22 protein-coding genes are annotated in these 25,322 nt (G+C 71.4%); 4 read left to right on the forward strand and 18 right to left on the reverse strand.

Annotation, left to right across the window (positions count from 1 at the left end; all coding sequences use genetic code 11):
* Positions 1-152 precede the first annotated feature (152 nt).
* Both ACIRSS_RS14295 and ACIRSS_RS14300 read right to left on the reverse strand, forming a co-directional pair.
* Positions 153-1,679, reverse strand: coding sequence for an amino acid permease (locus ACIRSS_RS14295; RefSeq protein WP_400894592.1), 1,527 nt, complete (start codon positions 1,677-1,679; stop codon positions 153-155).
* 80 nt (positions 1,680-1,759) lie between these two features.
* Positions 1,760-2,677, reverse strand: coding sequence for a cation diffusion facilitator family transporter (locus ACIRSS_RS14300; RefSeq protein ID WP_400894594.1), 918 nt, complete (start codon positions 2,675-2,677; stop codon positions 1,760-1,762).
* Positions 2,678-2,827: 150 nt separating this feature from the next.
* Between ACIRSS_RS14300 and ACIRSS_RS14305 the strand changes: the two genes are divergently transcribed.
* A complete protein-coding gene (locus ACIRSS_RS14305; RefSeq protein WP_400894596.1) occupies positions 2,828-5,755 on the forward strand; it encodes a BTAD domain-containing putative transcriptional regulator in 2,928 nt (975 codons plus the stop codon).
* 168 nt (positions 5,756-5,923) lie between these two features.
* Here the strand turns inward: ACIRSS_RS14305 and ACIRSS_RS14310 are convergent, their stop codons facing one another.
* The 6 genes from ACIRSS_RS14310 to ACIRSS_RS14335 form a co-directional block, all read right to left on the reverse strand.
* Complete coding sequence (locus ACIRSS_RS14310) at positions 5,924-6,475, reverse strand: hypothetical protein (protein WP_400894598.1); 552 nt, start codon at positions 6,473-6,475, stop codon at positions 5,924-5,926.
* 99 nt (positions 6,476-6,574) lie between these two features.
* Positions 6,575-7,804, reverse strand: a complete 1,230-nt coding sequence (gene manA / locus ACIRSS_RS14315) for a mannose-6-phosphate isomerase, class I (RefSeq protein WP_400897458.1) — start codon at positions 7,802-7,804, stop codon at positions 6,575-6,577.
* A gap of 54 nt (positions 7,805-7,858) precedes the next feature.
* Complete coding sequence (locus ACIRSS_RS14320; protein WP_400894600.1) at positions 7,859-8,953, reverse strand: hypothetical protein; 1,095 nt, start codon at positions 8,951-8,953, stop codon at positions 7,859-7,861.
* Entirely contained in the window at positions 8,937-9,158 is a 222-nt protein-coding gene (locus ACIRSS_RS14325; RefSeq protein WP_400894602.1) for a Trm112 family protein, read from the reverse strand. The genes ACIRSS_RS14320 and ACIRSS_RS14325 overlap by 17 nt, the downstream gene beginning before the upstream one ends.
* Positions 9,159-9,232: 74 nt before the next feature.
* Positions 9,233-10,588: a phosphomannomutase/phosphoglucomutase gene (locus ACIRSS_RS14330; RefSeq protein ID WP_400894604.1), complete on the reverse strand. Its 1,356-nt coding sequence runs from the start codon at positions 10,586-10,588 to the stop codon at positions 9,233-9,235.
* Positions 10,589-10,668: 80 nt separating this feature from the next.
* Complete coding sequence (locus tag ACIRSS_RS14335) at positions 10,669-11,022, reverse strand: DUF3499 domain-containing protein (protein ID WP_086677666.1); 354 nt, start codon at positions 11,020-11,022, stop codon at positions 10,669-10,671.
* Between the two features lie 79 nt (positions 11,023-11,101).
* On the opposite strand from ACIRSS_RS14335, the gene ACIRSS_RS14340 reads away from it, so the two are divergent.
* A complete protein-coding gene (locus ACIRSS_RS14340) occupies positions 11,102-11,566 on the forward strand; it encodes a metallopeptidase family protein (protein ID WP_167379605.1) in 465 nt (154 codons plus the stop codon).
* Between the two features lies 1 nt (position 11,567).
* Here the strand turns inward: ACIRSS_RS14340 and ACIRSS_RS14345 are convergent, their stop codons facing one another.
* The 3 genes from ACIRSS_RS14345 to ACIRSS_RS14355 all read right to left on the reverse strand — a co-directional run bounded on the left by ACIRSS_RS14345 (position 11,568) and on the right by ACIRSS_RS14355 (position 15,733).
* Positions 11,568-12,041 (reverse strand): hypothetical protein, encoded by a 474-nt coding sequence (locus ACIRSS_RS14345; RefSeq protein ID WP_400894606.1) that lies wholly within the window; start codon positions 12,039-12,041, stop codon positions 11,568-11,570.
* Positions 12,038-15,313, reverse strand: coding sequence for a glycosyltransferase (locus ACIRSS_RS14350; RefSeq protein ID WP_400894608.1), 3,276 nt, complete (start codon positions 15,311-15,313; stop codon positions 12,038-12,040). Before ACIRSS_RS14350 ends, ACIRSS_RS14345 begins: the two co-directional genes overlap by 4 nt.
* A gap of 132 nt (positions 15,314-15,445) precedes the next feature.
* Entirely contained in the window at positions 15,446-15,733 is a 288-nt protein-coding gene (locus ACIRSS_RS14355) for a WhiB family transcriptional regulator (protein WP_167379630.1), read from the reverse strand.
* Positions 15,734-15,996: 263 nt separating this feature from the next.
* Between ACIRSS_RS14355 and ACIRSS_RS14360 the strand changes: the two genes are divergently transcribed.
* Positions 15,997-16,758 carry a site-2 protease family protein gene (locus tag ACIRSS_RS14360; protein WP_400897460.1) on the forward strand — a complete coding sequence of 254 codons (762 nt, stop codon included), beginning with the start codon at positions 15,997-15,999 and terminating at the stop codon, positions 16,756-16,758.
* Between the two features lie 28 nt (positions 16,759-16,786).
* Here ACIRSS_RS14360 and ACIRSS_RS14365 read toward each other — a convergent pair whose 3' ends face one another.
* Genes ACIRSS_RS14365 through mshB form a run of 3 tightly spaced genes read right to left on the reverse strand, consistent with a single transcriptional unit; the run spans position 16,787 to position 18,793 of the window.
* On the reverse strand, positions 16,787-17,566 hold the full coding sequence (locus tag ACIRSS_RS14365; RefSeq protein WP_400894610.1) for a hypothetical protein: 780 nt from the start codon (positions 17,564-17,566) through the stop codon (positions 16,787-16,789).
* Positions 17,559-17,951 (reverse strand): hypothetical protein, encoded by a 393-nt coding sequence (locus tag ACIRSS_RS14370; protein WP_400894612.1) that lies wholly within the window; start codon positions 17,949-17,951, stop codon positions 17,559-17,561. The genes ACIRSS_RS14365 and ACIRSS_RS14370 overlap by 8 nt, the downstream gene beginning before the upstream one ends.
* A complete protein-coding gene (gene mshB, locus ACIRSS_RS14375; RefSeq protein ID WP_400894614.1) occupies positions 17,948-18,793 on the reverse strand; it encodes an N-acetyl-1-D-myo-inositol-2-amino-2-deoxy-alpha-D-glucopyranoside deacetylase in 846 nt (281 codons plus the stop codon). The genes ACIRSS_RS14370 and mshB overlap by 4 nt, the downstream gene beginning before the upstream one ends.
* Before the next feature lie 113 nt (positions 18,794-18,906).
* Between mshB and ACIRSS_RS14380 the strand changes: the two genes are divergently transcribed.
* Complete coding sequence (locus ACIRSS_RS14380) at positions 18,907-20,688, forward strand: ABC transporter ATP-binding protein (RefSeq protein ID WP_400894616.1); 1,782 nt, start codon at positions 18,907-18,909, stop codon at positions 20,686-20,688.
* Positions 20,689-20,742: 54 nt separating this feature from the next.
* Here the strand turns inward: ACIRSS_RS14380 and ACIRSS_RS14385 are convergent, their stop codons facing one another.
* The 4 genes from ACIRSS_RS14385 to ACIRSS_RS14400 form a co-directional block, all read right to left on the reverse strand.
* Positions 20,743-20,982 (reverse strand): hypothetical protein, encoded by a 240-nt coding sequence (locus ACIRSS_RS14385; protein ID WP_400894618.1) that lies wholly within the window; start codon positions 20,980-20,982, stop codon positions 20,743-20,745.
* A gap of 126 nt (positions 20,983-21,108) precedes the next feature.
* Positions 21,109-22,038, reverse strand: a complete 930-nt coding sequence (locus ACIRSS_RS14390) for an ABC transporter permease (RefSeq protein ID WP_400894620.1) — start codon at positions 22,036-22,038, stop codon at positions 21,109-21,111.
* Complete coding sequence (locus ACIRSS_RS14395; protein WP_400894622.1) at positions 22,031-23,047, reverse strand: ABC transporter permease; 1,017 nt, start codon at positions 23,045-23,047, stop codon at positions 22,031-22,033. The genes ACIRSS_RS14390 and ACIRSS_RS14395 overlap by 8 nt, the downstream gene beginning before the upstream one ends.
* Before the next feature lie 187 nt (positions 23,048-23,234).
* A complete protein-coding gene (locus ACIRSS_RS14400) occupies positions 23,235-25,046 on the reverse strand; it encodes an ABC transporter family substrate-binding protein (protein ID WP_400894624.1) in 1,812 nt (603 codons plus the stop codon).
* Positions 25,047-25,322: the final 276 nt, after the last annotated feature.

Genomic DNA, 25,322 nt, shown 5'->3' on the forward strand with positions numbered 1-25,322 from the left:
AAGGATCGAAAGGTATCGCACGTCACTCACCTCGCTACACCGGGTCCCCTTTTAAGCACGAACAGCAAGATCGTCCGATGTGAAGTCCCGCGAAAAAGCCCCGCCGACCTGCGCGAACGCGGGTCGACGGGGCTTCACGAACGAGTGAGTTGCTACGCCTCCGGGGCCTTGACGGGCTCGTCGACACCGTCGGCCTGCCGCTTGCCGAGCAGCGAGTGCCGCCGGCTGTAGGCGAAGTAGATCAGCACGCCCACGATCATCCAGGCGACGAACCGCAGCCACGTCAGCACCGTCAGGTTCAGCATCAGCCACAGGCACGCGAGGATCGCCAGGATCGGGATCAGCGGCACCAGCGGCACCTTGAACGCGCGGGGCAGGTCGGGCCGCGTCCGGCGCAGGATCAGCACGCCCGCCGAGACCAGCACGAACGCGAACAGCGTGCCGACGTTCACCATCTCTTCGAGCTTGTCCGCGGGGAAGAAGCCGGCCGCGAGCGCGACCAGGCCGCCGACGATCAGCGTCGCGCGCTTGGGCGTGCCGTGCTCGCCCGTCTTGGCCAAGCCGCGCGGCATCAGGCCGTCGCGCGACATCGCGTAGATGATCCGGACCTGGCCGAGCATCAGCACCATGACGACGGTGGTCAGACCGGCCAGCGCGCCGAAGGAGATGATGTTGGCCGCCCAGTCGACGCCGTTCGCGGAGAACGCCGTGGCGAGGGTCTTGTGGCTGCCGTCGCCCGCCTTGGTCGCGAGGTCCTTGTACGACGTCATGCCGACGACCACCAGCGAGACCGCGACGTACAGCACGGTGACGATCGCCAGCGAGCCCATGATCCCGCGCGGGACGGCCTTCTGCGGGTTCTTCGTCTCCTCGGCGGTGGTCGCGACGATGTCGAAGCCGATGAACGCGAAGAACACCAGCGAGGCACCGGCCAGCAGGCCGAAGACGCCGAACGAGCTGCTCGCGCCGCCCGCGATCAGCGAGAACAGCGACTGGTCGACGCCGGTCTCGCCCGAGCCGCCGGTCGAGCCCGGCGGGATGTACGGCGAGTAGTTGGCGCCCTTGATGTAGAAGAGGCCGAGGATGATCACGAACAGCACGACGGCGACCTTGATGCCGGTGATCACCATCGAGACCCGCGAAGACAGCTTCGTGCCGACGGCCAGCAGGGTCGTCAGGATCGCCACGACGAGCAGCGCGCCCCAGTCGACGGTCACGCTGCCGATGTCGAACGTCGTCTTGGTGCCCTTGCCGAAGAGGTAGCCGAGCACCGTCTCGAGGTAGACCGACCAGCCTTTGGACACCGCGGCCGCGCCAACGGCGAGCTCCAGGATCAGGTCCCAGCCGATGATCCACGCCATGAACTCGCCGAAGGTGGCGTAGGAGAACGTGTACGCGCTGCCCGCGACCGGCACGGTCGAGGCGAACTCCGCGTAGCACAACGCCGCGAGCGCGCAGGCGATCGCGGCGAAGACGAACGCCAGTGAGACCGACGGGCCGGCGTAGTCACCGGCCGTGCGCGCGGTGAGCGTGAAGATGCCGGCGCCGATGACGACCGCGACACCGAAGACCGTGAGGTCCCACGCGCTCAGGTTCCGCCGGAGCTTGGTGTCCGGCTCGTCGGTGTCCTTAATGGACTGTTCGATCGATTTAGTGCGCCACAAACCCGTTCCGGGCACCGTTGACCTCCTGCGGCTGGCCTGCATGTATCGCAGTGGGTCACCCTATCGGGTCAGCCGCGTGACGGCTCGTTGAGAAGCTACTTCGCGAGGCTGCGGTCGAGGTCCGGCTCGAGGTAGATCAGCTTCGCGACCGGCACCTTCGCGCGCACGCGCGCCTCGGCGTCGTCGATGGCCATGGCCAGCTGGGCGGTGTCGAGGCCGGGCACCATCGCCAGCTTCGCGGCGACGAGCAGCTCGTCCGGGCCGAGGTACTGCGTGCGGATGTGGATGACGCGCTCGACCTTGCCCGCGGCGAGCTCGTCGACGATCGTCGCGAGCACCGGCTCGGTGGCGCCTTCGCCGATGAGCAGGCTCTTCATCTCGATGATCAGGATGATCGCGATGACACCGAGCAGCAGGCCGATAGCGAGGGTGCCGATGCCGTCCCAGACGGGGTCGCCCGTGACGACCGAAAGCCCGACGCCGAGCAGCGCGAAGACGAGGCCGAGCAGCGCGCCGGCGTCCTCCAGCAGGACCACCGGGAGCTCGGGCTCCTTGGCCTGCCGGATGAAGCCCCACCAGCTCGCGTCGCCCTTGATCTTCTTCGACTCGCCGATGGCAGTGTAGAAGCTGTAGCCCTCCAGGGCGACCGCGACCAAGAGGATGACCACGGCGACGATCGGCGAGTCGAGGGGCTCCGGGTGGCCGATCTTGTGGATGCCTTCGTAGATCGCGAACGCGGAGCCGAGGGTGAAGAGCATCAGGGCGACGATGAAGGAGTAGAAGTACCGGTCCCGGCCGTAGCCGAAGGGGTGCTCCTGGTCGGCGGCGCGCTTCGACGTCTTCTGGCCGAGCAGCAGCAGGCCCTGGTTCGTGGTATCGGCCAGGGAGTGCACGGACTCCGCGAGCATCGACGACGACCCGGTGACGAGGAAGCCGACGAACTTCGCGGCCGCGATCCCGGCGTTCGCCCCGAGCGCGGCGATGATCGCCTTGGTTCCGCCTCCAGCTGACACGACCGCTCCCCTGGTTGGTCCTGTATGTCCGGGTGGAGCCTAATGGGGCGCCGCGGCCGCGAGGGTGCCCGCCCGGGGTAACGGGCGAACCGCCGGTTTCTGTCGGACCCCTTCGCTACGGTGGCCGCTCCGGCACTGGGGAAGGTGGACATGGCTCACTTCGGCGTGCTCGGGCCGCTCGCCGTCGAGGGGCCGCCGGGGCACTGGGTCACGCTGCGCGGCGACCGGCAGCGCACCCTGCTGGCCGTGCTGCTGCTCAACGCCAACCAGCACGTCCACGTCGACGTGCTGGTCGAAGCGCTGTGGCCGGAGCGGCCACCGAAGTCGTACGCCTCGAACCTGCACACCTACCTCTCGCGGCTGCGCGAGCGGATCGACGGCCTGCGCGTCGACCACGGGCCGCCGGGCTACCGGCTGCGCGTCGAGCCGGAGGAGCTCGACCTCCTCGTCTTCCGGGCGGCGGTCGCGGACGGGCAGCGGGCCGGGGACGCCGTCGCCGCGTCGCGGCACTACCGGCGGGCGCTCGCGCAGTGGCGGGGACCGGTGCTGGCCGGGCTGCACGTCCCGCGGCTCGACGCCGACGTCGCGCGGCTGGAGTCCGAGCGGCTCGCGGTGTTCGAGGACTGCGTCGACGCCGAGCTCAGCGCGGGGCGACACGGCGAGCTGACCGGCGAGCTGCAGGCCATGATCACCGAGCACCCGCTGCGCGAACGGCTGGCCGCGCAGCTGATGATCGCGCTGCACCGCGCCGGGCGGCAGGGCGACTCGCTGGAGATCTACCGGCGGCTGCGGACGACGTTGATCGACGAGCTGGGCGTCGAACCGGGCGCCGAGGCCCGTCGCGTGCACGCCGCCGTCCTGCGCGGCGAGGACCCGGTGCCGCGGATGCCGCCGCCGGTCTGGCCGGTGTGCCAGCTGCCGCCGGACATCGCGGACTTCACCGGCCGCGAGGCGGAACTGGCCGAGCTGACCGGCGTGCTGGGCAGCGACACCGGCGTCCCGGTGGCCGTGCTCAGCGGCGAACCGGGCGCGGGCAAGAGCACCCTCGCCGTCCGGGCCGCGCACCGGCTGCGGTCCCGGTTCTCCGACGGCCAGCTGTATGTGCCGCTGGGTCGTGACGTCGGCGAGGTGCTGGCCGACCTGCTGCGCGCGCTCGGCGTCCCGGGCCCGGCGGTGCCGGACGACGTGCGCGCCCGGGCGGCGGTGTTCCGCGGCCGCCTCTCCGACCGGCGGGTGCTGGTGGTGCTCGACGACGCCGTCGACCCCGAGCACGTCCGCGCGCTGCTGCCGGGCACGCCGGGCTGCGCGGTGCTCGTGACGAGCCGGCAGCGGCTCAGCGGGTTGGCCGGCGCGCACCGGCTGGCGCTCGGCCCGCTGTCCGACACCGAGGCCGCCGAGCTGCTGAACCGCCTGGCCGGGGCGCGCGTGACCCGCGAGCGCGCGGACGCGGAGCGGATCATCGCGGCGTGCGCGCGGCTGCCGCTGGCGCTGCGGATCGCGGGCAGCAGGCTGGCCATCCGCCCGCACCTGCGGCTGGGCGAGCTGGCCGACCGGCTGGAGGACGAGGTCCGCCGCCTCGACGAGCTGACCGTGAGCGACCTGGCCGTCCGCAGCAGCATCGCGCTGAGCCACGAAGGGCTGCGGCCCCCGGCGCGGCGCGCGTTCCGGCTGCTGGGGCGCTGCCGGCTGGTCGACCTGCCGGCGTGGGCGGTCACGACGCTCGTCGGCACGCCGGACGCCGACGAAGCGGTCGAAGAGCTCGTCGAAGCGAGCCTGCTCGAGGCGCGCGGACCGGACGCGACGGGCGAAGGCCGGTACCGGATGCACGACCTCGTCCGGCTGTACGCGGCGGAGGGGCCGGCTGACGAGGGCGGCGCATCGACGGTGCTGGCGGCGACCCTCGCGCTGGCCGACGCGGCCGCGGCCCGGTTGCCGCGCACGGTGCCGATGCCGCCGGTGGCGCACGAGCCGTTCGCGCAGCCGTTGCCGGACGCTCTGGTGTCGCGGCTGCTGGCGCGTCCGGAGGAGTGGTTCGCGGCCGAGCGCGCGAACCTGGTGCGGCTGATCGGCTCGCTGGGAGCGCGGGAAGCGTTGCTGCTGCTGGACAAGCTGAGCGTCTACCTGTACTTGCACGGGCACTACGCGGACCTGCGGGCGGCGTACGAAACGGTGCTGGCGGCCGCGGAAGACCGCGCGACGGCGGTGATCGCGGAGGCGAACCTGGCCCTGTTGCGGCACGCGCGTGGCCAGTACTTCGAGGCGGCGTCGGCGTACCACTCGTGCACGAAGGAACTCGAGGCGAGCGGGGACCGGCGGACGCAGGCGTGGGTCGTCGCGAACCTGGCGCACTGCCTGATCGGGCTGGGACGCGCGGAAGAAGCGTTGCGGACGGCGGCCGAAGCGCGCGAACTGTTCACTGTGGACGGTCAGCCGGAGGCGTACCTGGTCCGGGCGGCGGAATCGGCGGCGTTGCTGCGGCTGGGCCGGGTGGCGGACGCGCACGAGGTCGACGGGCTGGCGTTGGCGGCCGCCCGCGTGACGGGCGACGCACGCCAGATCGGCACGGCGTTGCACGGGTTCGCGTGGTCGTCGTTGCTGACGGGATCGGGCGCGGAGGCGGCGTCGGCGATCGCGGAGTCGGTGGACCTGCTGCGCGGGACGCCGGCGCGTTCGGCGTTGGCGAAGTCGTTGCGGACGCTGGGAGCGATCGCGGCGGCGACGGGTGCTCGTGCCCGCGCGACGGCGGCGTTCGAGGAGGCCCGGGCGCTGGCTCGAGAACTCGACGAGCGGCCCCGGGAGCTGTCGTGCACGCGGGCGATAGCGGCCGGTTGGGTCGGCGAAGGGCGTGCGGCAGAGGCGATCCCGGTGTTGCGGGCGTGTCTGGCGGAGTTCGTCGCGATGGGCAGCCGCTCGGCGACGGGGTTGACGTGGCTGGTGCTGTCCCGGGCCTGCGAAGCGGCGGGCGACCCGGCATCGGCGGCGGAGGCGGCCGAAGAGGCGGAGAAGCTGGCAGACCCGCGAGACGCGAGCGCGGCGGCGGTGAGGCGGGCGCTGCTCGCCCTGACCAAACCCACCTGACCACCGCGCCGCTCCGAAGCGGCCCTCCGGTGAACGCCCCTCGTCGTCACCGAAACGGCCCTCCAGCGCAGCGCGGCCCGCAGCCGAAACGGGGTGGTGCCGCCCCCTCGCGGCACCACCCCAAGCCCACGGACGCCGGGCCCCGCGACCGGCGTCACCCCCAGGGGGCTAGTGACCCTTGCGGGCCTTCGCGTACCGGTTGACCGCCGGCAGCCACGACAGCACCGCGGCCGCCAGCCCCGTCACCACGACCAGCCACGCCACGGCGCGGATCGCCGCCGTGCCGCCCTCGATGTCCGTCGCCAGGCGCAGCGCCACCCCCGCGTTGGCCAGCGCCGCCAGCGTCAGCAGCACTCGCACCCACGCCGCTCCCCGCAGTGCCAGCAGCCCCCACACCAGCAGCACCACGCCGAAGAAGACAGCCAGCCCGCCGCGGACCTGGAGGGTGCTCCGCACCTCGTCCGCGGCCGCCTGCAGGAGGGCCCCGCCGTCGGCCTTCACCGAGTCCGCCGACGTTCCCGTGATCGACGCGATCGTCCGCGCCGAGACGTCCAATGCCAGGTCACGGCCGCCGACGAAGTACAAGACTCCGTCGACGATCGCCGCCAGCGCCGACAACACGGCCACCCCCGCCAGCGCCAGCAGCGCTCCGGGCCGGGACGGGGCCGCGACCGGGGCAGGCTGAGGAAACCCGGTCGCGGCCTCGGGATAGGAAGTCATCAGCTCGTTCTCCTCGAAAATCGCCGCGCAGGGGCGTAACAACCACCCCTACGAGCGATAGTGGAGAAGAGCACCACACGGAACGCACACAGAAGTGCGTCAGTCCTCGCAGGTTCCCGCGGTCGCCCGGAACAGCTGCGCGCGCTCGCCGCCCAGCGGGCGGACGTGCACCGGCGGGTCCGCCGCCGGCAGCCACACCGACTGACCCCGCCGCAGCTCGACCTTCTCACCGTCGTCGGCCGTCACCAGCAGGTCGCCCGCCGTGCACAGCAGGATCTGCGGGCCCACGCTGTCGACCGAGATCTCGTCGTCCTGGCCCGGCGCCCACTCGACGCGCGACAGCTCGAACTCCGGCGCGTCCGTCCGGTACACCGAAAGCCGGTCGCCGCCGTCGCCGCACTGGATCGGCATCTCGCCGCACGCGAAGTCGACCACGCGCAGCAGCTCCGGCACGTCCACGTGCTTCGGCGTCAGCCCGCACCGCAGGATGTTGTCCGAGTTCGCCAGGATCTCCACGGCCGTGCCGTGCAGGTAGAGGTGCAGGTTGCCGGCCGGCAGGTAGATCGCCTCGCCCGCGCGCAGCGTCAGCCGGTTCAGCAGCAGCGCCGCCAGCACGCCCGCGTCGCGCGGGTGCGCCTCGCCGAGCTCCAGGATCGTCCGGCACTCGACGGCGAACTCGCCGTGCTCCTGGACGTGCCGGACGCACGCGTCGAGCACCTCCGGCAGCAGCGAGTCGAGGGACGCCTGCGGCAGCGTGATCCACGTCGTGAACAGCGCCCGCAGCCCGGACGGGTCCGGCTGCGCCTCGAGCAGCCCGGTGTACTTGGCCAGCCCCGGCGTCTCGATCGCCTTCAGCAGCTTCACCGTGCGCTCCGGCTCGCGGAACCCGGCCAGCGCGTGGAACTCCGTCAGCGCGCAGACGAGCTCCGGCTTCGCCGTCGGGTCCGGGTAGTTGCGGTTCGCCGCGTCGCGCGGGATGCCGAGCCGCTCCTCGCGGGCGTGCCCCTCCGCGGCCTGCGCCGCCGACGGGTGCGCCTGCATCGACAGCGGCTCCTCGGCCGCGAGGATCTTCAGCAGGAACGGCAGCCGCCCGCCCCACCGCTTCGCGCACCGCTCGCCGAGCTGCGTCACCGGGTCGGCGTCCACCAGCTCGAGCAGGCTCCGCTCGGTCCCGTCGGGGCCGATGACGTGCGACGGGTCACCCGGGTGGGCACCCATCCACAGCTCGGCCTCGGGGTGCGGCGCGGGTACCGGACGGCCCAGCAGCTCGGGGATCGCCGTCCGCGATCCCCAGGCGTAGGGCCGCACCGCGTTGCGCAGCAGCTCCACTGTCACCTCAACTCCACTCCTTCGGCGCCGGCCGGGGCCGGTGCTCGGCGGGTCTCACGCCGTCGCGGGGGCGAAGCGGCCCGCGCCGCCGATGCTGCCCGCCGCCAGCCCGAGGTAGACCGCCGCCAGTTCGAACCGCAGCGCCAGCACCGCGGCCCGCACGATTTCGTCGGCCTCGATCTCCTCGGCCGGGGCGATGACGTCCGCCCCGGGCAGCAGATCCTCGGCTTGGTAGCGCGCCGCGTCCGTGGCCGGACCGGTTCGCACCGAGAGGAGCAGCACCCGGGTCGGGATGTCACCTGATGGATCGTCCGGATCAGCGAAGATGTCACGCTCCGCGCCACTCGATTGCGCGGCCCGCCGCAACGCGGGACGCGCAAGAGCCTGTCGAAAGTCCTCGACGTCGCACACAGTAGCCGCATGGGCCGCGAACGCGTGCGCAGCGTGCTCGCCGACGGCGACCGCGACCGGGTCCAGCCCCCACAGCAGCGGCACGCGGTCGGCGACCCGCAGCGCGAGCGCCTTGGCCGGGTTCGCGAACGAGTCGCGGGCCAGGTAGTCCTTCTCGGCTTCCAGGTCGAGCTGGTCGGCCAGCACCTGGACGTCGGAGACCAGCAGGCCCAGCGCGTTCGCGGTGAGCAGCCCGGCGGCCAGGCCGCGCGGGAACGCCAGCTCCGGCGGCACCGGGATCCGCGGCGCGAGCAGTACACCCTTGCCCGCGACAGCGGCCGCCACCGGACCTTCCGCCGGCGCCGAGAGCACCACCGAAGCGCCGTAGCGCGCGGCGCGTTCCAGCGACGCGGCGAGCTCGCGGTCGCCGGGGTCGTCGGTGTGCGCGAAGACGACGTCGAGCGCGCCGATCCAGCTCGGCACCACCTCGGCGACGACGACCGGCACCGGGCACGACGGCGCCAGCAGGGCGGCCAGCAGCCGCGTGAGCGTGCGGCTCACGCCCGGCCGGTCGATCAGCACGACGGCGCGCGGCCGGCCCACGTCGAGCCGCTCGGACAGGTCGAGCTCCGCGGCCAGCTCGGCGGTCGCGCGCACCTGGGCGCCCGCCATCGCGGCGGCCCGGAGCAGCCCCGCGCTGTCGGCCTCGGCCAACCGCGCGGGGTCGTCGAGCAGCGTGTCGTCAAGCACTGTCGGCATCGGAGTTCCCGTTGTCCCCGGGCACGGTGGCTTCGTCGAGGAGCAGCACCGGGATCCCGTCACGGACCGGGTACACCCGGCCGCATTCGGTGCACGTCAGGGCGTCGGCCTCGGGGTCGCCCGGTGCCCCGGGGCGCAACGGGGCGTGATCCGGCGACGGGCACGCCAGGATCTCGAGGAGCTGGGCGTCGAGCGTGATGGCCATGGTTCCTCCATACCACGCAGAGGGGTGTGGTGAAGGGCACCTTCAGGACACGGTTGGCCCTTCACCGTGGACGGTCAGTTGCGGATGATCGCGAGTACCTCGTCCACCAGCCCCTGCACGGCCTCGGCGTTCGCGGCTTCGACGTTCAGCCGGAGCAGCGGTTCGGTGTTCGACGGGCGCAGGTTGAACCAGGCGCCGCCCGGCAGCTGCACGGTCAGGCCGTCCAGCTCGTCGATCTCGACGCCGGAGCGGGTGCCGAACGCGTCCTTGACGGCCATCATCTTCGCGACCTGGTCGTCGACCGTGGAGTTGATCTCCCCCGAAGCCGCGTAGCGCGAGTACGCGCTCGTCAGGTCGGACAGCGGGCCGGTCTGCTCGCCGAGCGCGGCGAGGACGTGCAGCGCCGCCAGCATGCCGGTGTCGGCGCGCCAGAAGTCGCGGAAGTAGTAGTGCGCGGAGTGCTCGCCGCCGAAGATGGCGCCGGTGCGGGCCATCTCGGCCTTGATGAACGAGTGGCCGACGCGGGTGCGGACCGGCTTGCCGCCGTGCTCGGCGACGATCTCCGGCACGCCCTTGGACGTGATCAGGTTGTGGATGATCGTGCCGCCCGGGTCCTTGGCCAGCTCGCGGACGGCGACCAGCGCGGTGATCGCGCTCGGCGAAACCGGCTCGCCGCGCTCGTCGACGATGAAGCAGCGGTCGGCGTCGCCGTCGAACGCGACGCCGGCGTCCGCGCCGACCTCGCGCACCTTCGCCTGCAGGTCGACGATGTTCGCCGGGTCCAGCGGGTTGGCCTCGTGGTTCGGGAAGCTGCCGTCGAGCTCGAAGTACATCGGGACGACCTCGATCGGCAGGCCGTCGAAGACGGTCGGGACGGTGTGCCCGCCCATTCCGTTGCCGGCGTCGACGACGATCTTCAGCGGCCGGCTGCCCGACAGGTCGACGAGGTTGCGCAGGTAGGCGGCGTAGTCGGCGAGGACGTCCCGCTCGCTCACCGTGCCGCGCTGGCCCTCGAAGCCGGGCACGCCCTGCTCGACGGTGTCGCGGATCTCGGCGAGCCCGGTGTCCTGGCCGACCGGCGACGCGCCCGCGCGGCACATCTTGATGCCGTTGTACTTGGCCGGGTTGTGGCTCGCGGTGAACATCGCGCCCGGCAGGTTCAGCGAACCCGAGGCGAAGTACAGCTGGTCGGTGCTGGCCAGCCCGATGCTCACGACGTCGAGGCCCTGCGAGGTGACGCCCTCGGCGAAGGCCGCCGCCAAGCCCGGCGACGAGTCCCGCATGTCGTGCCCGATCACCACCGCCGGCGCTTCCGGCTTGATGAGCAGGGCGAACGCGGCGCCGAAGTCGCGGACGAGGTCCGCGTCGAGCTGCTCGCCGACCACGCCGCGAATGTCGTAGGCCTTCACGATGCCCGAAAGGTCTGGCACGCCGTCTCCCCGCGAATAGTCGTCCCGGCGCCCGCTGCGCCGCGCGGAAAGCCTACCGGCGCCGGAGGTGGGTTACGCGCTCAGGCGCGACCGGGGAGGACCCGCAGGTGGCCGCGGCGCCCGGACGGGCCCTCCGGCTCGGGCGCGGGGGCCGGTTTGCCGGGGCGGCCGGCCTCGCGCACGGCCTCGGCCAGCGCCGTCAGCTCGTCGGCCGACGGGTCCGGCGCGGCGAAGGCGCCTTCGTGCCGGACGACTTCCCAGCCCTTGGGGACGGTCAGCCGGAGCGCGTGGGCTTCGCAGAGGTCGTACGAGTGCGGCTCGGAAGCGGTGGCCAGGGGGCCGACGACGGCGGTGGAGTCGCTGTAGGCATACGTCAGCGTGGCCACAGCCGGCTCGAGGCAGCCGGTACGCGAACACTTCCGTACGTTCCGCACGATCGGAAACGATAGCGCGTCGCCGCAAGCTAGTAGGAGCGACACGCGCTGGGACGCGCCGACCGCATAGACTTCCGGGGTGGCGACGGCTCGTGACTACCGACAGCGGCGGCGTTCGCGACGGGACCGGCACGGCCGGGGCCTGCGCGGGACGCTGTACCCGGCGACCCTGCCCGCCGCCGCGAGCCGCGCGGAGCGGTTCGACGCGCTGGTGCTCGACGCGCTGGAACCGATCGAAGCCCGCTGGCGCCACGAGCTGACGAAGCTGGACGTGGCGGTCGACGACGTGCCCGAGGTCCGCGAGAACGGCCGGGCACCATCCGACGGCGTGCTGCACGACGGCGCGGTGCCGCTGTCGCGCCTGGTCCCGGCGGGCGTGGACCGCACGGGAATGCCGACGCGGGCCCGGATCGTCCTGTACCGGCGGCCGCTGGAGGCGAGGGCGAAGGACCCGTCGGAGCTGGCGGACCTGGTGCACGACGTGCTGGTCGAGCAGGTGGCCGGCTACCTCGGCGTGGAACCGGACGTCATCGAAGGCGAGTGACCTACCGGACCGGGCCCTGCTCGTCGACGAGGCAGGTGGGCTCGCCCAAGAACACGTCAGCCGGCAGGTCGCCGTACCCGACGTTGAACGTGTCGAGCCAGTACGACCAGTCCTGCATCCCGGCCGAGCTGCTGAAGCGGTAGTTGAGCCGCCAGCGCACCCACTCCCCGGGCGCGAGCTTCACCGCCGGCGGGCGCCGCTTCCGGGGCGGGAGCCCGTGCAGGGCCCCGACGCGGGGCAGCACCCGCAAGAGCCCGCCCGCCTGGCGGAGGCTCACGTTCAGCGCGCCCACGCCCTCCACGGTCTCGACCGGCGCGAAGCCGGCCTCCTCACGCATCCGCACCACGTGCGCGCCGCGTTCGGGCAGCTCGGGCAGCGCGAAGCCGGCCGGGAGCGCGTTCCGCACGGCCGCGGCGGGTCCGCCACGCGAACGCTTCGTCCAGGACGCGCGGACCCACTGGGCCGCGATCGTCACGGGCGGCGCCGGGCCGGGACCGCCGTCAACAGCGTGAACAGCACCGCCGCCAGCTGAGCGAGCAGCAGCAAGTTCCGTTCCGTGCCCGGGAACTCGATCGTCACCTCCGACGACGCCGGGGGCACCGACACCGCCACCTGGTGGCCCCACGCCGGCACGATCGGCACGCTCTTGCCGCCCACCGAAGCCTTCCAGCCCGCTTCCTGCTCCGCCGCCAGGACCAGCAGCCGTCCGGTCGGGCCGTCGGACACGCGGACGCGCACGTCCGGCAGCCCCGCCTGGACCGGCGCCACGCCCGGCGCGTTCCCGGGCGCGCCGCCGCCCGTCACCGCCGCCTTGGCCTGCTCCGGCGAGATGAGGATCACCTGTCCGGCCGGTGGGAGCAGGCGCAGCACGCCCCGGCCGTCGGACGTCGGCGCGGCCACCGAGACCAGGTCCTTCGCCAGCGGCGGGTACGCCTGCGGGTCGACGCCCGCCGGGAGGACCACGAACTGCACCCCCGCGGCCGCCGCGGCGGCGAACGCCCGCTGGACCGCCGCCGCGTCGCCCTGGCCGAGGTCGCGGCGCCACGCCGCCAGCCGGGCCGGGGTGCCGGGCGTCGGCGCGAGGTCGTCGTCGCCGTAGTGGGGCAGGCGGCCGCCGGTCTGGCGGGTCGCGTCGGTCTCCAGGTCGAGCACCGACCGCCCGGACGCCGCGAGCTCGGCGGACACCTCCGGCGCGAGCGCGGGCCGTTCGCCGGCGCGAAGCGGCCCCTGGCCGCCGACCACCACCGCGCCCGCCGCGAGCGCGAGGAACACCACGACCCCGGCGACCGCGAACACCTTCGGCAGCCACGACGCCGGCACCCCGGCCGAGCCGCCGCGCTGCCACGACCCGAGTACGACCCACAGCAGCCCGGCGCCGACGATCAGCAACGGCACGCCCGCGTAGCCGTGCGCGGGTGATCCACCCTGCATCGGCGTCGCCGTCACCAGCCGCACCAGGACCAGGCCGCCGGCGCCCAGCGCGGCCAGCGCGAGGCCGCCCGCGGCGAGCTTCGTCGGGCGCACGACGATCGCGATCAGGGCCGCCGCGATCACCGCGACGCCGATCGGCCACGCGCCCGGGCCGCCGGGGTCGAGGCCGGCCAGGTCGGTGCCGGACACCGTCGCCGCCGCGCCGCCGAGCCCCTGCACCAGCAGTTCCGGGTGGCGCAGCAGCACCGTCGGCCACGGCAGCAGCAGCGCCAGCGGCAGCAGCACGACGATGCCGACCGACGCGATGCGCCGCGCGAGCCCGGTCGGCGCCGGCAGCACGACGAACCCGATCAGCAGTCCGGCGAGCGCGAGTCCGTGCGCGAGCGGGGAGAACGCGCCGAGCACCGCCACCCCGATCGCCGACAGCGCGGAGACGTGCAGCCAGCGCGTGTCCGCGCGCACGAGCAGCCCGGCGATGCCCGCGGCCACCAGCGGCAGCGCGATGTGCACGACGACGACGTCGAGCCGGCCCTGCGCGACGCCGGCGGTCGCGGCGGGCAGCAGCGCGTACGTCGCCGCGATGACCGCGCGGACCCAGCGGCGCACGCGCAGCCGTCGAGTCGCCGCATACGCGCTCAGCGCCGCCAGCGGGATGTCGCCGAGGAGCAGGATCGCGACGAGCGCGGCCGGACCGCCGATAGGCGCGAACACCGCGCCGAGTGTGCCGAGCACCGGCAGCGTCGCCGACGCGGGCGCGCCGGTGCCGCCCGCGACCGCGTGCCACGGCGTCAGGTACGACGACCAGAGCTCGCCCAGCCCGCCGACCGGCAGCAGCTTGCCGCCGAAGAGGTCGAGGCCGAGCCGGGCCCGGTTGACGACCAGGCCCAGCGCGGTCATCACGACGAGCAGCACGACCGGCGGCGCGAAGATCGTCGCCGCGAGCACCCGGCGCCGGTTCACCTCGACGAAGACGATCTCCGGTTCGGTCTCTTCGACGACGGCCTGCGCGTCTTCGGTGTCGACCGCTTCGGGCGCCGGGGTTTCCGGCAGCGCGACGGCGACGAGCGTGCCCGGCTTGCGCAGCCCGTTCCCGCGCGAGCTGAGCCCGCGCAGCGCGCCCGCCGGGAGCGCGTCCGGCCCGACCGGCCGGGTCTCGCGCGCGTCGAGTGCCTCCGGCGTCACCCACGCGGACTCGGTTTCGACGGTCTCGGGCACGCGGCCGAGCGCGACGTCTTCCTCGACGCCCCGGCGCACCAAGCCGACGACGCCGGCGCGCACGGCGTTGCGCAACCGCGTCACGCGTCCGGTGAAGAGCCCGCGAACCGTGCCCGGCCGCGGATTCCGCCGTCGCCGGGCCCGGGCGGCGCGCAATCCGCCGCGTCCACTGAGGAGGTACGTCGCCGCGGCGAACTCGGCGCGGGCTTCCCCGGTGCGGCGCAGCAGGACGAAGGCGAGCGCGCGCAGCAGGGAGAGCAGCGGGAGCCGGATCATGCCCAGCCAGAAGGAAAACGGCGAGCAGTTCACGAGGAACACGCGCAGCCCGTGGGCGCGGTTCGCGGCGGCGAGCGGGGTGGCGACGGCGTCGGCCGCGCGCTGCCCGGTGGTGACGGCGCGCGCGTGCCGCACCCGCGCGGTCGGCACGGAGAGGACGAGCCCGCCGGCGGCGTTCGCGCGCCAGCCGAAGTCGAGATCTTCGCGCAGCAACGGGAATTCGGGGTCGAAGCCGCCGAGGTCGTCCCAGGCGTCGCGGCGCACGAGCGAGCCGGCGCTGGGCACGGCGAGAACCTCGGCGGGTTCGTCGCCGAGCGCGGCGATCTGCTGGCGGTGGCCGGAGGCGTCGGTGGACAGGCCGGCTTCGACGATCAGCCGCGGGTCGGTCCAGTCGAGGCCGAGCGAGCCGAGCACGGTCGCCGACGGGGTTTTGGTGGCGACGCGCAGGAGTTCGTCGAGGCAGTCGGGCTCGGGGGCGCAGTCGTCGTGGAGCAGCCACAGCCAGGATCCGGGGTCGCCCCACCGCTCGGTGGCGTGCGCGACGGCTTCGGCGACCGCGGCGGCGAAGCCGGTATCGCTCGAAAGTGTGATGACCCCGGAGAGCACGGGCGCGGAATCCGGCCCGGGATCGGCGGCCGCTTCGGCGAGCAGCCGCGGGGTGGCGTCGGTGGACCCGGTGTCGACGGCGAGCACGTGCCGCGGCCGGACGGTGCTGCGACGCAACGAAGAAAGCGCCAGCGGTAGCCAGTTTTCGCCGTTGTGACAGACCACAATGGCCAGAACGGGCGCGGTGCGCAGGACGGGCGGCGCGGCGGTGCGGGGCAACGAACACTCCGGATCAGGCGGCGGATCGGTGCGGCCACCCTACGGCCCCGGTTCGTCACCCGGTGGTGAACCCACGCCGTGTTCACCTCGTGGAATCACCGGTGACGCCACGCATCACCGGTGACTCCCCCTCTAGATCGCGCGTTTCTTCAGCTTGCGGCGCTCACGCTCGGACAGACCGCCCCAGATGCCGAAGCGCTCGTCGTGGGCCAGCGCGTACTCAAGGCACTCGTCCTTGACCTCGCAGCCCAGGCAGATCCGCTTGGCTTCACGGGTGGAGCCGCCCTTCTCTGGGAAGAACGCCTCCGGGTCCGTCTGCGCGCACAGAGCGCGTTCCTGCCAATCCTGCTCTTCTTCGGTGGCATCGATGAGCTCGGTGAGATCTCCCAGAGCCTGCTCCGGGATCTCGCCCCAACTCATGACGTGCCCCCATTCCTTCCCATCGGCTTCCAACCGCACGTCCGCCTCCTCGCTCCCTAGCACTCCCCAGGCTGGCGGTGGTGAAACGACACTCGCCGTCCCCTCTAGGCGGCGAATGACATCACTGTGATTACACCCGTGTAGTGCGGTCAGGTCAAGCGGAGTAGCGAGTTCGGGGGACGTTCGGGCCCGATCGCGCAAGGGGACACGCCGGTAACTTCACACCGGGCATACGGAAGACTGGAAGCGTGCAGAAGTCAGCAGTGCGCCCCAGCCCGGTCTTCCTCGGCATCCTCGCGCTCACCGTCGCCGGCGGTGCGATGGCCGCGTTCGGGGACATCAACACGGTTTTCGTCCGCGACCGCGATCCGCTGCTCATCGCCGGCGTCGTGATCTTCGTCGCCGCCGGCTGGGTGGCGTCGCTGTCGCTGCACGAGTTCGGGCACGCGATGGTCGCCTACCGCGGCGGTGACTACAGCGTCGCCCACAAGGGTTACCTCACGCTGGACGTGCGGAAGTACACCGACCCGGTCCTGTCGATCGTCCTGCCGCTGATCTTCCTGATCATCGGCGGCATCCCGCTCCCGGGCGGCGCGGTGTGGATCAACCGGGGCGCGCTGCGCAACCGCGCGACGTCGTCGTGGGTGTCGCTGGCCGGGCCGCTGAGCAACCTCGCGGTGGGCGCGGCGCTGGCCTTGGTGGTGTCGCTGGTCCCGATGGCGGGCGGCCTGGTGATCGCGATGTCCTACCTGGCGCTGCTGCAGATCGTGACGTTCATCTTGAACATCCTCCCGATCCCGGGCCTCGACGGCTGGGGCGCGATCGAGCCGTACCTCCCCGCCCAGGCGCGCGAGCTCGGGGCGAGGGTCCGCCCGTGGGCCCCGATCATCCTGTTCGCGATCCTGTGGTTCTTCAAGCCGGCGAACACGGCGCTGTGGCAGGGGGCGTACGCGATCTTCGGCTCCTTCGGCGGCTATGTGGACGGTGCGCAGATCGGGTTCAGCGTGTTCCAGTTCTGGAACTGAGGTTCGCGCCGGGCACCGGGCGGGAAGATCACGCGCGGTGCTCGGTCAACCAGACGTGCGCCCGCTTCCAGACCTCCCGCAACCCCGACCGCTCGCCGAGGTAGTCCCCGGCGGCGCCGACGATCGGCAACATGCCGATCGCACGGTGCAAGAAGTTCCCGCGCGGCCGCTTCTCCAGCTCCTCGGTGATCCCGAGCAACCCCCGGCCGAGCCGCCACAGCGTCCGGCCCGCGGCCTTGATCGTCGCCTTGCCGTGCTTCTTCTCCGACGCCGTCAGATCCTCGGTCAGGCGAGCCGCTTCGTCCGCCTCCGCCGCTTCGTCGTGGTCCGGGTGCTTGCCCGCCGCGAGGTCCGCGTCGATGTCGCGCTCGAACAGCACCCACGCGATCAGCCGGACCCTCGTGCCGACGTCCGTCACGCCGTACTCGCCCGCGATCGCGCACAGCAGCAGCCCCTGCGACGCCGCCCCCAGCGTGTCCTGGACCGGGAGCCGGTCGGCCAGCGCGCCGCCCAGGCCCGGGATCGACGTCAGCAACGCCGTGAACCGGCCCACCCGGTTCATCCACCAGCTCGACCGGTCGTAGCCCGTCATCCGCGCCCACGCCGCCGTGCCCGGCACCTTCACCGACGTCACGCCGTGGATCAGCTTCGCCTTCAGACCCGACTCGACCTCCGCCAAGTCGTCCCCCGCGCGCGCCTGCAGGCCGAACGGGTCGGACTCGCGCAGCGCGTCCAGCATCGGCCCGCACGCCCGCACGAACGGCCGCAGCACCGCCACGACCTGCTTGTCGGAGATCGCCTCAGCCACGTCCCGGTTTCCTTCCCGCCGCCTGGCCCAGCCCGCCGCCGAGCACCAGCGCGCCCGGCAGCGCGCTCGCGCCGAGCAGCACCAGCGCCCGCCAGTCCTGGATCAGCACCAGGTCGCCGCCCGGGCCCAGCAGTCCGAGCCCGAACACGACGACCACCCACACCGCGAGGGGTACCCACGAAAGCCCGGGCCGCACCAGCTTCGCCGTCGTCGACACCAGCCACGGCGTCGTGACGGCGCCCACGACGACCGTCACCGGCAGCGGCACCACGCCGATCCGCAGCGGCAGGAAGAACAGCTCCAGCACGGCCAGCATGACCGTGTCGAGGACGAGCAGCACCAGGAGCAGCCGCTGGTCCCAGGTCAAGGGCTCCGGCACGGTCACAGCCCGCCGAACAGGTCGTCCGCCGCGCCCTCGGCCGGGCCGAGCGCCAGGACGAAGGAGTCGTGCGCCGGGATCGGCTGGGCCACCTCGTTCGTCAGCGCGAAGTACGGGACGTCGCCGTCGACCACGGCCAGCTGCGTCGCGTGCGCGCGCAGCGCCGCCAGCTTCGCCGGGACGTACGCGGCGACGTCGAGCGTCGTCGTGATCTCCTCGTCCGGTGTCGCGGGCAGCTCGTCGTCCGCCGGCACGGCGAACACCGTCTCCCTGCCGGCACGCAGCGCGGCCAAGCCGGCGCGGACCGCGTCGCGCGACGTCACCGTGTGGAACACCCTCGTCACCGACTCCGCGCGCGGCGCCGCGGCCATCGTGATCTCGTGGGCGCGGATGTGGTCGGGGTGGCCGTAGCCGCCGAAGGCGTCGTAGGTGACGACGACCTGCGGCCGGACCTCATCGAGGATCTCCGCCAGCTGCGCGGCCTGCTCCTCGGCGCTGCCGCCGGTGAAGGCCCGCGGGTGCGACGCCGACGGCGTGCCCGCCATGCCCGAATCGCGCCACCGGCCGATCCCGCCCAGATAACGATGTCGTGACACCCCCAGCGCGGCGCACGCGCGCTGCAGCTCGGCGACGCGGTAGCCGCCCAGCTGGTCGGCGGCCCACGCACCGAGCCCGGCCAGCTCGCCGAGGCCGGCCATGACCTCGCCTTCCTCACCGAGCGTGCAGGTCACCACGGTCACCTCGGCGCCTTCGGCGGCGTATCGTGCGATCGTGGCGCCGGTGGTGATGCTCTCGTCGTCGGGATGGGCGTGAACGAGCAGCAGCCTGCGCGGTACCGGGGAGATCACGGGTTGAGCGTAATTCCCGTGCTCCGACCTTAGTCGGGGACACCCTCGGTTATCCTCGCGCGAGTCGCGACCGCCGCGTCGCGATCGTCTGTACCCCCACGAAGGGCATCTTGGTGAGCACTGAAGCAACTTCGGCGGACGTCGCCGGCGTGTCCGGATCCGTTCTGTCGATCTCCGACCTCAGCGTGTCGTTCCGGACCGAAGACGGCATCGTCGACGCCGTCAAGGGCATCGGCTTCGACGTCAAGCCCGGCGAGATCGTCGCCGTGGTCGGGGAATCGGGATCCGGCAAGTCCGTCACGTCGATGTCGGTGCTGGGCCTGCTGCCCAAGACCAGCAAGATCGCCGGCGAGCTGCGCCTCGGCGAGCGCAACCTGGCGGATCTCAAAGAGAAGGACATGCAGAAGATCCGCGGCAACCAGGTCGCGATGATCTTCCAGGAGCCGATGACCGCGCTGAACCCGGTCTACACGGTCGGCTGGCAGCTGCGTGAGGCCCTGCGCTCGCACCTGGACATCTCCAAGGCCGCCGCGGACAAGCGCGCGGTCGAGCTGCTGGACATGGTCGGCATCCCGAACCCGCCGCTGCGGTTCAAGCAGTACCCGCACCAGCTCTCGGGCGGTCTGCGCCAGCGCGTCGTCATCGCGATGGCGATCGCCTGCGACCCGAAGGTCATCATCGCCGACGAGCCGACCACCGCGCTCGACGTCACCGTCCAGGCGGAGATCCTCGGCCTGCTGCGCAAGCTGCGCGACACCCTCGACACCGCGATCGTGCTGATCACGCACGACATGGGCGTCGTCGCCGACATGGCCGACCGCGTCATCGTGATGTACCAGGGCGAGATCGTCGAAGAGGCGCCGGTGCGCGAGCTGTTCGCGTCGCCAAAGGAGGACTACACCCGGCGCCTGCTCGCCGCGGTGCCGGTGCTCGGGCAGCGTCCCGAGGGCCGCCGCCTGCTCGACGACGCCGGGATCGCCAGTGACAGCACCGAGGCGGCCAAGATCGCCGAGGAGATCCGGCTGGCCGACAAGGAGCTCGAGGCCGTGATCGAGGAGGCCGCGCCGGCCCTCGAGATCAAGAACCTGGTGCTCGAGTACCCGGGCCGCCGCGGTCAGGGCAAGAACCGCGCGGTCGACGACGTGTCGCTGACCATCGCCAAGGGCGAGATCGTCGGTCTGGTGGGCGAGTCGGGCTCGGGCAAGACGACCGTCGGCCGCTGCGCCGTCGGCCTGCTCCGGGCGACCCAGGGCACGATCGCGATCGCGGGCAAGGACATCACGAAGATGTCGGCGAAGGAGCTTCGCCCGCTTCGCCGGTACTTCTCGATCGTGTTCCAGGACCCGGCGTCGACGCTGGACCCGAAGATGACGATCGGCGAGTCGATCGCCGAGCCGATGGTGCTGCACAAGGTGCTGTCCGGCAAGGAGCTGTCGGCGCGCGTGCGCTCGCTGCTCGACAAGGTCGAGCTGGGCGGCCACTACATGAACCGCTACCCGCACGAGCTCTCCGGCGGCCAGCGCCAGCGCGTGGCGATCGCCCGCGCGCTGTCGCTCGACCCGGCGCTGCTGATCGCGGACGAGCCGACGTCGGCGCTGGACGTGTCGGTGCAGGCCCGCGTGCTGGACCTGTTCCTCGACCTGCAGCAGTCGCTGCAGTTCGCGTGCCTGTTCATCAGCCACGACCTCGCGGTGGTCGACCTGCTGGCCGACCGCGTCGCGGTGATGCAGCACGGCAAGCTCGTCGAGGTCGGCACGCGCGACCAGGTGCTGCACTCGCCGCAGCAGGACTACACGCGCCGCCTGCTGTCGGCGGCGCCGGTGGCGGACCCGGTGCTGCAGGCCGAGCGCCGCGCGGCCTGGGAGGCCGGCAAGCTGGCCCCCGTCGCCGACTGAGAACGGCCCACGTCGAAGGCCGCCACCCGGGCCCGGGTGGCGGCCTTCGGCGTTTCACGGGTGGTGGGGTGGCCCGAAGGCCGGGTCCGCCTCGTCCGGCTGCTCCGGGGCGTACTGGCGCAACTCGCCGTCGCGGAACATCCAGACGCGGAAGAACAGCTGCTCCTGGTCCATCAGGAAGAGCTGAACGGCGTGCGGGAGCGTCCGCACCCGGTTCAGTAGCGCGCCGGGATCGGCGTGGTTGAGCGTGCCGGCCCGGAGTCCCGACGGAGCGGCGCTTCGGTGCGCAGCCACTCGCTCAGGGTCTCGACGGCCTTCCAGTCCTCCATCGCGGTGGACCCCGGGTCCGCCGATCATCGCGCGTAAACGGAAGCGGGGGTGACCGGAAACCGGTCACCCCCGCGTCACGCGTTCAGGCGGTCAGGCCTTCATCCTCCGCTGCCGCGGGTCGAAGGCGTCGCGCAGACCGTCACCGATGAAGTTGATCGTCAGCGAGATCAGCACGAGCACGATGAACGGCCCGAAGAACAGCGCCGGCCGCGTCTGCAGCTGGGCGTAGTTCTCCAGGATGACGCGGCCGAGCGAGGTGTCCGGCAGCTGGACACCCAGGCCGATGAACGACAGCGCGGCTTCCGCCAGCACGGCCTGCGCGACCGCGAGGGTCGCGTTGACCGTGATGCTGCCGACCATGTTCGGCACCAGGTGCTTGAAGATGATCCGGAACGTGCCGGCACCCGAGGCGCGAGCCGCGTCGACGAACTCGCGCTGGGACAGCGACATCGCTTCGGCGCGGGTGATCCGGGCGATCTGCATCCAGCCGAACGCCGCCAGCACCAGCGCGACGATGTACCAGGAGCCGCTCCCGAACACCTTCGCCAGGATGGCCGCCGCGGCGATCTGCGGGATGATCAGGAACAGGTCCGTCACCCGCGAGACCGCCGAGTCGGTGAACCGGCGCAGGTAGCCCGCGAGCGCCCCGAGCACGACGCCGACCACGGTCGACAGGATCGACACCGTGAGCGCGATGAGCAGCGAGAACTGGGTGCCGCGCAGGATCTGCGACACCATGTCCTTGCCGACCTGCGTGGTGCCCAGCGGGAAGTCGCCGTTCGGCTTCGCGAACGAAGGGAACGAGCTGTCCTCGTAGCTGTGCTTCCAGAAGAGCGGCAGGATGATGCTGAGCAGCACGATCAGCACCAGCACCGCGGTCGACGCCATGGCCAGCTTGTGGTGCAGGAACTTCCGGAGCACCAGCTTGCCCTGGCTCCGGGGTTCGGGCAGCGCCTCCGGCGGGAGGGTTCCGTCCTTGGTCGCGTTCTCGGTCGCGAGAAGGGAGTTCAAGTCAGCCAACGCGAATCCTCGGGTCCAGGATGCCGTACACCAGGTCGGCGATCAGGTTGGCGACGATCACGCTGGTGGCGATGACCACGAGCCAGCCCATCATCACCTGAGTGTCGTTCTTCGAGACGGCTTCCACCAGCAGTGTGCCCATACCGTGCCAGTTGAACACCGTTTCGGTGATGATCGCGCCGGCGAGTACCGAGCCGAAGTTCACCGAGAACAGCGTCGTCACCGGGATCAGGGCGTTGCGGAACGCGTGCCGGAAGATGACCCGGCCGTTCGCGAGGCCCTTGGCCCGCGCGGTGCGCACGTAGTCGGAGTTCATCACCTCGAGCATCGAGGCCCGCTGGAACCGGCTGTACGCGGCGAAGCTGATCGCCATGATCGACAGCGTCGGCAGCAGGTAGGCGCCGATGGTGCTCGTGATGAAGTCCCCGACCCCGTCCGTCTTCAGCTGTTCCGGGCTGGTCGTGCGTAGCCATGGATTGCCGAGGACGTCCTGCAGACCGAGGTCGCGGACCCAGCCGTTGATCTCGATCGCGTAGTTCTTCAGGACGATCGCGATGCAGAAGATCGGCATGGAGAACAGCAGGAAGGCCAGCGTGGTGGCCAGGTAGTCGATGATCGAGTACTGCTTCACCGCGGCGAGGACGCCGACGATGATCCCGATGATCAGCGCGAGGATCTCGGCTCCGACGACCAGCTTGAACGTGACGCCGAACGCGGCCATCACCTTCGGCGCGACCGGCTGCAGCGCGTTGCCCTGCGCGATGGACGTGCCCCAGTCACCCGACAGGAAGTCGCCGAGCCAGCTGAAGTACCGCGGCACGACGCCCTGGTCCAGGCCCAGCTTGTGGGAGAGGGAGTCCAGGGCTGCCTTGCTGATGTTCGGGTTGTGCCGCAGCTCGCCGAGCGGGTCACCGGTGGCGGCGACCATCACGAACGACAAAAAGGTCCCGACCAGCAGGACGGGAATCGATATCGCCAGACGGCGAAGGATGTAGATCACCAGGTTCAACGAACTGCTCCTCATCCGGGCCTGGTCGTCAGAAGTGCGCTGGGACCGCTGCCCGGTTGTCTACCGTAGTGGGGGTAACCCTACGGTCAACAGCTACTTCCGGTGGGTACCGGGGCCCGGCTCGTGGCCGGGCCCCGGGACCTTCCAGGTCATCTGGAACGAGGGGAACGAAGAGGCGGGGCGAGCCCTACTTCTTCTGCTCCCACTCGCCGACGTTCCACAGGACACCGTTGTAGGACTGCATGTACGCGCGGTCGATGCCCTTGAACGCCCACATGCTCGGCGTCTGGAACAGCGGGAGCGTCGCGTACTTGTCCGCGATGGCCTTGTCGGCGGCCTGGTAGCTCTGCAGCTTCACCTGCTCGTCGGTCGCGCCCACAGCGGTCTTGAACGCCTCGTCGATCTTCGGGTCGCAGAGGTTCTGGTAGTTCTGGTCACCACCGGCGTTCGGGCAGACGTAGATCGAGCGCGACTGCGACTTGAACGGCGGGGAGGACCAGCCGAACAGGGCGATGTCGTAGTCACCGGTCGAGACGCGGCCACCCTTGAGGAAGTTGGCGTCGGTCTCGTCCTTGACCTCGATACCGGCCGCCTTGGCCTGCGAGATGATGATCTCGACGGTCTGGCTGCGGCGGGCGTTCTGGTTGTGCGTGATCTTGAACGAAGCCCGCTGGCCACCCTTGGCGAAGATGCCGTCGGCACCCTTCGCCCAGCCCGCGTCGGTCAGCGTCTTCGCCGCCGCCTCGGCGCCCAGGCCGGCCTTGCTGCCGTACAGGTCGGTGTAGCCCTCTTCACCCTGGAAGAACACGATCGAGTTCAGCGGGGCCGCGTCGGCCTGGACTTCCTTGAGCAGCTTGTCGGTGATCGCCTTGCGGTCGACGACCTCGAAGAACGCCTTGCGGAGCGCGTCGTCCTTGAACATGCGGTTGAACTGCAGGTCGAGGTGCTCGTAGGTCAGCTGCGAGGCCGAACCGTAGGTCACGCCCTGCGCCGCGAGGCCCTTCATCGTGTTGGCCGCGGTGGCGTCCGGCTGGGTCGACGCCGCGACGTCGATCTCGCCGTTCTGCAGCGCGGTCGCCATGGCCTTGGTGTCTTCCATGGCGCGGACCACGAGCTTGGCCGGGCCGCCCTTGCCGCCCGCCCACTTCGGGTTCTTGACCAGCGTGACGGACTTCTGGTTCGCGTCGAACGAGTCGATCATGTACGGGCCGGAGGCCGGCATGATCGACTTGTCGAAGCCCTTCCACTTGTTCGTCCAGAAGTCGCCGGCCTTGGAGAGCTGGGCCGGGTCACCGGTCGGCGCGAGCTTGGTGATGTCCGCGATGCCGGTCTTCTGCTCGAGGATGTGCGCCGGCAGGATCTGGACGCCGCTGAACAGGCCCTTGTAGTCGAGGTACGGCTCGCTGAAGTCCGTCTCGAGGGTCAGGTCGTCCTTGCAGGTCGCCGTCTTGATCTTGTCGTAGCCGGTGGTCGAGGCCGCGTCGAACGGGTTCTTGCCCTCGGCGCCCTTCGCCTGGCCGCTCTGCGCCAGCCAGGCCAGGTAGAAGTCCTTGCAGTTGAAGGGGGCGTCGTCCGACCACTTCAGGTTCGGCTTGATCTTGTACGTGACGACCTGCGGGTCCTTGGAGGTCACGTCGACCGAGTCGAGGATGTCCTTGTTGAGCAGGATCTTGTTGTTGCCGTCGAGGACGAACGCGTCTTCGAGCACGGCGGTCAAGATGTAGGTGTTGTACGAGCTGTTGGTGTCCGGGGTGTTGTTGTTGTACCCGGAGTACCCGTCGTCGATCCCGACCGTGACCGTGCCGTCCCAGCCCTTGACGTCCGCGAGCTTGAACGTGTCACCCTGCTCGGCCTTGCCGACCGCCATCGCCTTGACGTCGGTCGACGACCCGTTCTGGTCGGTGCTGCCCGAGCCCGAGTCGCCACCGCTGCAGGCGCTCAGCAGCAGCGAGGCGCCTGCGACGAGCGACAAGGCGGAGACTGCTTTGGTTCTCCTCATGAAGTGTGCCCTCCTAGCACTGAGCCCTTGAATTGTGACAAGGACCCACACCGCTCCGGTTTGGTGCCGGAGCCTACGACACGCCAAGCGACACTCAACTGGCGCACTGCGGGAGCACGCTAGAAAGGAAAAGCACCGACAGTCACCAGTTCAGGGTCGATCGTGACCAAAGGGTGACTTCCAGCCGACATCCAGAAATACGACGGTTACCTCACGGATTCATCCAGTCCCACTCGAAGGCGTGCGTCAAGATCACCCGGTAGTACTGAATGCGTA

The sequence above is a fragment of the Amycolatopsis sp. NPDC101161 genome (genome assembly GCF_044768185.1).
Lineage (GTDB): Bacteria > Actinomycetota > Actinomycetes > Mycobacteriales > Pseudonocardiaceae > Amycolatopsis.

Bases quoted from the DNA above. Each gene is read 5' to 3' on its own strand.
- ACIRSS_RS14305 (WP_400894596.1), top strand. From the start codon at position 2,828: ATGGCTCACTTCGGCGTGCTCGGGCCGCTCGCCGTCGAGGGGCCGCCG.
- ACIRSS_RS14310 (WP_400894598.1), bottom strand. From the start codon at position 6,475: ATGACTTCCTATCCCGAGGCCGCGACCGGGTTTCCTCAGCCTGCCCCG.
- ACIRSS_RS14320 (WP_400894600.1), bottom strand. From the start codon at position 8,953: ATGCCGACAGTGCTTGACGACACGCTGCTCGACGACCCCGCGCGGTTG.
- ACIRSS_RS14325 (WP_400894602.1), bottom strand. From the start codon at position 9,158: ATGGCCATCACGCTCGACGCCCAGCTCCTCGAGATCCTGGCGTGCCCG.
- ACIRSS_RS14355 (WP_167379630.1), bottom strand. From the start codon at position 15,733: ATGAGTTGGGGCGAGATCCCGGAGCAGGCTCTGGGAGATCTCACCGAG.
- ACIRSS_RS14400 (WP_400894624.1), bottom strand. From the start codon at position 25,046: ATGAGGAGAACCAAAGCAGTCTCCGCCTTGTCGCTCGTCGCAGGCGCC.